This is a genomic window from Pseudomonas sp. P4_C3, assembly GCF_056402075.1.
In genome coordinates, this window is the sequence record NZ_JBFUIC010000220.1 from 1 (window position 1) to 7593 (window position 7593).

The window sequence follows — 7593 nt, forward strand, 5'->3', positions numbered from 1 at the left end:
CCATCATCCATTGCAGTGCCGGCGAGCGCGTGTACAACATGGCCGCCAGGGAGATGACGCCGATGGACACGAGGCTGATCAGCACGGCAAACCAGAACGCCGTGCTGATGTGCTTGTCTTCCAGGCGCTCGGCCCGTACCAGCGGGTCTTCCAGTACCGACGAATAAAGCAGTCCGACCATTTCGACAATCGCGATGATCACCGTGCCCACGCCCAGCTCCGTGGGCGTGAGCAGCCTCGCGTAGACGACAAAGGTGATCATCGACAGGAAAATCAGGCCGAATTTCTCGGTGAAGATCCAGATCAGGGTAACCAGACGCTGGTTGGCCATGGCGGGCACCGGTTCAATGAGCGGTGGTTGACTCGGCGGTCCGGCCCAGGGTTCTGGCGCGGGCATAGAGGTAACGCAAGGTCGGTTTACCCCGGGCGAAAATCAGTGCCTGCCAGGAACACGCCAGCATGCGCCGGTACACGTTGATCACCTCGGCATGTTCACCGAAGCGGGAAAAGGCACAGAGGAAATCCGCGAGGTTGCCCAGCTCGAAATCGATCCGTTGTTGCTGGCTCAACTGCGCACCATAACGGGCGAGGAACAGCTCGATGAACCTGAGTTTGTGCGAGAAGTACTTTTTCGGTTGGGCGGTGATGTTGCCGCCGTTGACCGTCCGCCGCGCCAGGGTTTGCGGCACCGTGTGGATTTCCCAGTGTTCGGCGATCCGGGCCCACATCATGCGGTCCTCGGAATAGCGCAGGCTGGCTTCGAAGCCGCCGAGTTGTGTGAGCACATCGCGGCGGATCAGCACGGTGGAGACGCCATTGACGATGTTGCAGCGGATGAAATCATGGAAGTGCATGCCGCTCTTGTAGCGATCTTCCACAAACCGGGTGCCGTCGCTGTATTCAATCAGCACGTTGCAATCAATCAGCCCCACGGGCCGTCCCTGACGAAGCAGGTCGTCATACAGCGCCAGTTGCTTTTCGAGCTTTTGCGGATGCCATTGGTCATCGGCATCGAGAAACGCCACCAGGCTTTCTTCCGTGTGCCGCAAGCCATGGTTGCGGGCGCTGGCCGGGCCTTCATTGGCCTGATGCAACAACGTCAGGCGAAACGGCGCGGCGAAATCCTTGACCCGTTGCGGTCCGTCATCACTCGACCCATCGTCGATGACAATGACGTGATCGGGCAGTCGGGTCTGGTCGGTCAACGAGCCCAGCGTCTGTTCGATACTGTCGGCACCGTTGTACATCGGGATCACGACGCACACTGAATGCACCGAAGAGGGGCTTGGCTCTAGCACGAGGTTTTCTCCTTGCGATACGTCTTCGCGGGCCCACGGTAGTAGGCCCGGCCTGTTGTCGGTGACAGGTGCGGACGAGTCGCGTGATGGTGCCGAAACGAAAGGGCCAGGGTGCAGAACACCAGGAACTCGGCGCTGCGGTAGTTGGGAATCACGTACGCCACGTAGTTGGAGACGATGAACAGTCCGATGATCACCAGGGCACAGGCGCGCACCTGAGCCGACTGCGCGGAGGTGATCGCCCGGTACTGTTTGATCAAGGCTTCGGCAAACAGCAGCATCAGCGCCGCGAGTTGAATCACGCCGCCGTTGAGCAGGGTTTCCAGGTAGCCGCTGTGGGCATTGCCGATGTAGCCCCAGCGCTTGATAAAGACCTCGGCATCGTTGCTGGTCCAGAACGCGCCATAGCCGTAGCCCTTCAGGAACCTGTCGTCGATGAGCGGCGTGAGCAGTTCCCAGATCAGCGTGCGGTCGGTGAGTGACGAGTCCCGCCCGAGCAGGTTCAGCATCAACGTGTAATTGCCGTACAAAAACACGCAGATCAGGGCATAAACCAGTGTGGCGCCGAAGAACGCCATCATCGAACGGTTGACGCGCAACCGCACCAGCGTGAGGAAATACCCGTAGCTCGCCGCGCCAGCCACGATCAGGGCAATGGCGGTGGCGGACTGGGCCAGCCCGATGGCAATCAGCGAGAACAGTGCACACAGGATGGCCAGCAGGTTGCGTTGCCTGATCGCCGGCAGCAGCAACAGGATGCCGATGGCATTGAGCCGGGCGCCGGCGTTTTTCTCGGCAAAGATCCCTTTGAAGGCGCCGTCGCGAATACCGCCGGTAATGAACGCGATATCGGGGTTGATCACGGCAAAAATCAGCCCCATCAACGCCACGGCACCGATGACGCAGCCGAGCATGAGGGCGATTCTTTCGATGCTGTAGTTATAGGCAATGAACCCTGCGAAGCACACCACACTGATCATCGCGATATAACGCTTGAAGCTCAGTATCGGATCGTCGGACCAACTGATCGATGCCGCCACGCAGACCAGGAACACCAGAAAAAAGAAGTTGCCGCGGTAAAAGCTCTTGCTCAGGAACACCTTGTGGCGCACGAACAGGAACAACGGCACCAGCAAGGTGATCAGGCCGCACACCTGATTGAGCACGTTGCCTTCGAGGTCTTTTCCGACACCRTCCAGGGTCGCCACATTGCCCAGGCCGAGAAAGAACGACGTCACCTGGAAATAAAACAACAGGCCAAACAGCGTGAAGGCATCGCGCAGCGTGGAATACCTGATTTCCAGTTTGTTCATGACGACTGGCTCCCAAGCAGTGCAGCGAGGTAAGTCTGTACGGCGCGGCCGCTCATGAAACGGGCGGCGGCATCGATGCGGACCTGGCGATGCCGGTCCCTGGGCCGGGTCAATTCAATACCGATGGCCTGGGCCAGTGCTTGGGGGTCATCAACGTTCACCAGCGGAGCCACCACGCCATCTTCGAGAATGTCCTGCGGGCCGTAAGGGCAGCGAGTCGAGACCACCGGTGTGCCGGTCGACAGCGCTTCGACCAGGGCGTTGGGGCTGCCCTCGAAGCGTGACGACAGGACAAAACAATCGGCGGCGGCGACTTGTGCCATGGGTCGATCGGCATAGCCCGGCAGATCGAAGCGGTCCGCCACGCCGAGGCGGGTGGCCAGTTCAAGCAGCTCGGCCCTGAGCCCGCCCTCACCGAAAATGATCAGCCGGGCGTTGCGATACGGTAATCGGGCGAACGCCTCGACCAGGGTGTCAAAGCCCTTCTGCGGTGCCAGGCGACCCACGGCGACAATCACCGGGGTGGTTTTTTCCTGAAGCCAGCGATGCGTCGGACTGCCCGGTGGCTTGTCGCGAAAGTCATTATCCAGTACCGGATTGTCGGCAATGGTGACGTCCTGTGCGCGGGCGACAGTGGTCTCGACAAGGTCCTCGGCCACGCCGCGCGAGACGCAGATCACCGGGTTGGGAATCAGCCGGTACAGCAACGGCGCCAACCAGTAAGCCAGGCGTACACGCAATGAAGGATTGACGTGTTTATMCCGGGAAAACGCATTGCGCTCGCTGACATGCAATTGTGCCAGTGTCCCCGACAGCGTAGCGGCGGCAATGGCCACCACGTTGACGTGGGTAAGGGCGGCCAGTTGTGCGTCGAAGCGGTTCTGGCGCAGAAAACTGGCCAGCGCCGGCACCGCGCTGGCACTGCGGGCACTGTGCAATTCCACCTGTTTGACCCGAGGATCGACCAGCGCCACGTTGACACCGCCGCCGGTGAGCATCAGCAACGTCACGTCATTGCCGGCGTCAACCAGCGCACCGGCCAGGCGTGCCATCATTTTTTCGGCCCCGCCTGCGCTGAGGTCGTGCAGGATGATCAGCAACCGTTTCATCGATCCCACACCTCGTAGTAAGCCCGTGCGGCGTGCTCGCTGGTGTAGGGGCGCACGGTTTTGGCCATTGATCTTGCGCTGTGTGCCTTGAAACACAGGCTTTGCTGCAGCGCTTGCGCCAGGTCGGGCACATCGTTGACTCTCACCAGTTGGCCAAGGCGCCCGTTGTCGAGCAGCTCTCGAGGGCCGGTGGGACAGTCGCTGGCGAGCACGGGTGTACCGAGCGCCAGTGCCTCGATCAACACGGTGGGCTGGCCTTCAAAAAAAGAACTGAGGATCAACAGGCGTGCATGGCGGATCAGCGGGTAGGGGTTGTTCACGTGGYCGGTAAAGTGCACCCGGTTGGCAATGCCCAGTTTCCGCGCCTGAGCGATCAGTTCTTCGCGCAACGGGCCGTCACCGGCAATCACCAGATCGGGTACGTCCGGGTTGTGGATCACCAGGGCATAGGCCTGGAGCATCAAATGAAAGCCCTTGACCTCGACCAGCCGGCCCACGCCGATCCAGTATTCGTGGGGCAAGCCGTTGGGCAGTGGCGCCCGGGAGGCGTTGTGCAGTTGTTCGGTGACCACCGCGTTGGGGCAATAGCGGATGCGTTCACGCCCCCAGGRCATCAGACGGGCAATGGTCTGTTGCAGGTCATGGGACACGGCCACCACCTTGCCGCTGCCGCAAAGGTACAGGGCATAGAGCAGGCGCAGGCTGTGGACACCGGTTTTCTGTTCCGTGCAATCCAGGGCCGTGTGCCGGGTGTAGATGACCTGGCAACGGCTGCCGAGGGTGGCCACCCAGGTACACAGGTTGGCTTGTTCCTTGGCGCTGATCAGGTGAGTCACGCTTTCACGGCGAATGATCCGGCGCAGCAGCACAATAGACTTGATCAGGCCCAGGAGACCGTTACCGCCGCCGTCGAGGATTCGCGCCCCTGCTACATCCGGTGTTTCGCCGTTCATGACGAAAAAGCTCACACGCTGCCCATCCTTGAGAAACTGCCCGGCCAGGCGTTGCTGGACGCACTCGATGCCACCGCCGAGCTTGAAATCCTTGAGAGTGAACATAATGTGCACGGCCATTCTCCGGCGCTCAGGGCGTAGTGATGTTGATCGCGACTTTGTGGGACAGAATCATCGCCGCCAGTTGCAGAAAGTTGCCGGGGTAGTCGACCAGGTAACGCCTGATCGTGTGCGGCTCGCGGTACATGCGATAGAACGCCCGCAAGTGCAGGCGATTGATTGCTTCGGGGTAATAGACACCGTTGGTCATCGCTTCCTGACGAATGAAACCGCCGCAGGTAAACGCCACACCGGTGAAGCCGGCATTCAGTGCGCTTAGCACGAAGCGCTCTTGCAACCCGGCGCCCAGGCCCACGATCAGGATGTTGGCCCGACCCAGGCGAATGTCCGCCTGGATGGCCGCCGCCTGAGGCGCATCGAAGTAACCGTGGTGATAACCGGCAATCGGCAGCCGTGGGTAGCGTGTCTGCAGTTTGCGGATGAACAGTTCCAGCTCGGATTGCGTGGCGCCGACGATGTACACCCGCTTGCCCTGTTGTTCTGCGTCGCTGAACACCGGTCCGGCAATCGAGGTGAAGTCGAAACTGACCCGCGCGATGGATCGCCCGGTGACTTGCGACATGAAACTCGACATCAGCATGCCGTCGCAAAAGTAGGCGATAGCATCAGGCGGGTGCTGGAAAAAACTGCCGATCGACGCGAAGTTGATAAAGGAAAACGCTTTGTTGGCCTCGAGCAGGGCCGGCGAATACTGGCCGATCAAATCCAGCCGGATCATGGCCCGTCTCCCGGTGCCACCAGCGGTCGAGGCGGGCGGCCCACCGACACATAGGTGAAGCCGCGTTTGCTCAGGCGCTGCGGGTTGTACAGGTTGCGTCCGTCAACGGCGTCGACGTCCACGCACATCACGGTGTGACCGACCTCGGCCGTCGCGGCGCCTTGTACAAGCCCTGCATAGCCAATGCCAAATACACTCACATTCATGGGAAAACCTCCGTTTTCGTGGGGCCGATCCAGGATCGGGCACGAGGTCAGTAGATGTTTTTCGAGAACAAGGTGAAGGGCGTCTTGAGCAGAATCTTGATGTCCAGCCACAGCGACCACTGGTTGATGTAGTTGAGGTCCTGGGCAACCCGCAGCTGCATCTTCTCCAGGGTTTCGGTTTCGCCCCGATGGCCAGTGATCTGCGCCAGCCCCGTGATGCCTGGCTTGAGGCGGTGACGGGCCATGTAGGCGCGGACTTTGCCGGTGTAATAGATGTTGTGCGTGACCGCATGCGGACGCGGGCCGACCAGGGCCATTTGCCCGAACAGCACGTTGAACAGTTGCGGCAGTTCATCGATGGAGCTGCGGCGCAGAAAGCGCCCCAACGGTGTGACGCGGTCATCGTCCCGGGTGGCCTGGCGGACCTCGCCCTCATCGTGAACGCGCATCGAACGGAACTTCCACACCTTGAACACCTGGCCGTCGCAGCCGTGGCGGTTCTGCTTGAACAACACCGGGCCCGGCGATGTCAGCTTGACCGCCAGCGCCACACTCAGCAGTAACGGGCTGAGCAGCATCAGGGCCACGGCGGACAGGCTGCGCTCGAACAGGTCTTTGCAAAACAGGCTGCCGGGGTGGGAGTTGATCAGGCTTTCGTTGAGGTAGATGGCGGGCATCCGCTCGATCTCCGAGATCGAGTGGTTGAGCAGCACCATGCTGCCGAAATCGGGAATCCAGACCACGTCGACGTTCATGTCCAGCAAGTCGATGTACAGCGCTTCGATGGTCGCGGCCTCCGCCATCGGCAACACGATGTAGACCCGGCGCACTTCCATGCGCGTGATGAGTTCCCGTATGTCTTCGACGTGACCCAGCAGCGGCAGAATGCTGGGGGCAGGGCCATGATGGTCTTTCGCGGCGATGAACCCCAACAGTAGCGCGCGATTGGGTCTGCTCAGTTTCTTGGCCAGCTCATGGGCGGTCGGACAGGTGCCAATGATCACCGAGCGACGTTCGTTGAAGATCATCCGCGAATACAGCCGGGCAAAGTAGTGCAAGGGCAGGAAACTGGCTGCCTGGACGAGGAACCCGGCGAAGGCCCAGACGATGATCACCTGTCGCGAAAACAGGGCGCTGGTCTGGGTGAGGAAGGCAATGCTGATCAGCACCGCCAGCAGGATCAGCCAGCCGGCCAACAACCGACTGAGCCCGACCAACAGGCCATGACGCTTGTGGTAGACCTGCATGAGGCTGTAGATCGGCACCGAACCGAGGACAGTCAGAATGATCAGGACGCGGTACTCGGGGGTCAGGGTGCCGACGCGCATCTGTACCAGCAGTATCAGCAACAGGTTGACCAGAGTGATCGCACTCAACCATTGGCACCAGAAGGTCACGCCACGGCGATGTGCCATTTGAGCGGTATATAGCGAAGTCATCGGCTCAATCTCCAGGCATGGGTAGTCATTCGAAGCCGTTTGTGAACGTCACGGCTTTGATACGCGCGCTGGTAGTGAGGTAATGCTGGTGGTGAGGTAATGCAGCTAAGGCCGCTGCACGTTGTTACCGGGGGGCGAAGTCATAGTCGTAGAGGGATTTTAAGTGGTTGTGGCCGTACTTGCGCGCCTTGCGCAGGTCGACCTGGTTGAGCACCACCCCAAACACCGGCGCATGGCTCTGCTGCAGCATCGCCAGGCTTTTTTGCACCTGCTCGACCGGTGTGCTGTCGGCTTTCACCACATAGATCACCGCATTGCAATGCTGGGCCAGCAACAGCGCATCACTGACCATCTCGGCGGGTGGTGAATCGATGATGATGTGCCGGTAGCGCAATTTGAGCACTTCGAGCATGCGCGCCACCCGCGGCGAACTGAGC

Annotated in this window: 8 protein-coding genes and 1 pseudogene; all 9 read right to left on the bottom strand. The window is 60.5% G+C overall.

All coding sequences use genetic code 11. The annotated features are described in order from the left end of the window. On the bottom strand, nucleotides 1-331 hold a 331-nt coding region (locus tag AC1DVH_RS23495), incomplete at its 3' end, for an oligosaccharide flippase family protein (protein WP_477755834.1). A 13-nt stretch (nucleotides 332-344) separates the two neighbouring features. Continuing rightward, nucleotides 345-1298: a glycosyltransferase family 2 protein gene (locus AC1DVH_RS23500; protein WP_477755835.1), complete on the bottom strand. Its 954-nt coding sequence runs from the start codon at nucleotides 1296-1298 to the stop codon at nucleotides 345-347. Then, the gene (locus tag AC1DVH_RS23505) at nucleotides 1292-2611 is read right to left on the bottom strand and encodes an O-antigen ligase family protein (RefSeq protein WP_477755836.1); all 1320 of its coding nucleotides are present in this window, start codon (nucleotides 2609-2611) and stop codon (nucleotides 1292-1294) included. Before AC1DVH_RS23505 ends, AC1DVH_RS23500 begins: the two co-directional genes overlap by 7 nt. Further along, the gene (locus AC1DVH_RS23510) at nucleotides 2608-3720 is read right to left on the bottom strand and encodes a glycosyltransferase (RefSeq protein WP_477755837.1); all 1113 of its coding nucleotides are present in this window, start codon (nucleotides 3718-3720) and stop codon (nucleotides 2608-2610) included. Before AC1DVH_RS23510 ends, AC1DVH_RS23505 begins: the two co-directional genes overlap by 4 nt. Continuing rightward, nucleotides 3717-4793, bottom strand: a complete 1077-nt coding sequence (locus AC1DVH_RS23515; protein ID WP_477755838.1) for a glycosyltransferase — start codon at nucleotides 4791-4793, stop codon at nucleotides 3717-3719. Before AC1DVH_RS23515 ends, AC1DVH_RS23510 begins: the two co-directional genes overlap by 4 nt. A gap of 10 nt (nucleotides 4794-4803) precedes the next feature. Next, nucleotides 4804-5511: a WecB/TagA/CpsF family glycosyltransferase gene (locus AC1DVH_RS23520; RefSeq protein ID WP_477755839.1), complete on the bottom strand. Its 708-nt coding sequence runs from the start codon at nucleotides 5509-5511 to the stop codon at nucleotides 4804-4806. Between the two features lie 107 nt (nucleotides 5512-5618). After that, a pseudogene (locus AC1DVH_RS23525) lies at nucleotides 5619-5717 on the bottom strand (hypothetical protein); the annotation flags it as partial. A gap of 47 nt (nucleotides 5718-5764) precedes the next feature. Continuing rightward, entirely contained in the window at nucleotides 5765-7156 is a 1392-nt protein-coding gene (locus AC1DVH_RS23530; RefSeq protein ID WP_477755840.1) for an undecaprenyl-phosphate glucose phosphotransferase, read from the bottom strand. A gap of 124 nt (nucleotides 7157-7280) precedes the next feature. Beyond that, nucleotides 7281-7593: tyrosine-protein kinase family protein (locus tag AC1DVH_RS23535; protein ID WP_477755841.1), on the bottom strand; the 313-nt coding region annotated here is incomplete at its 5' end.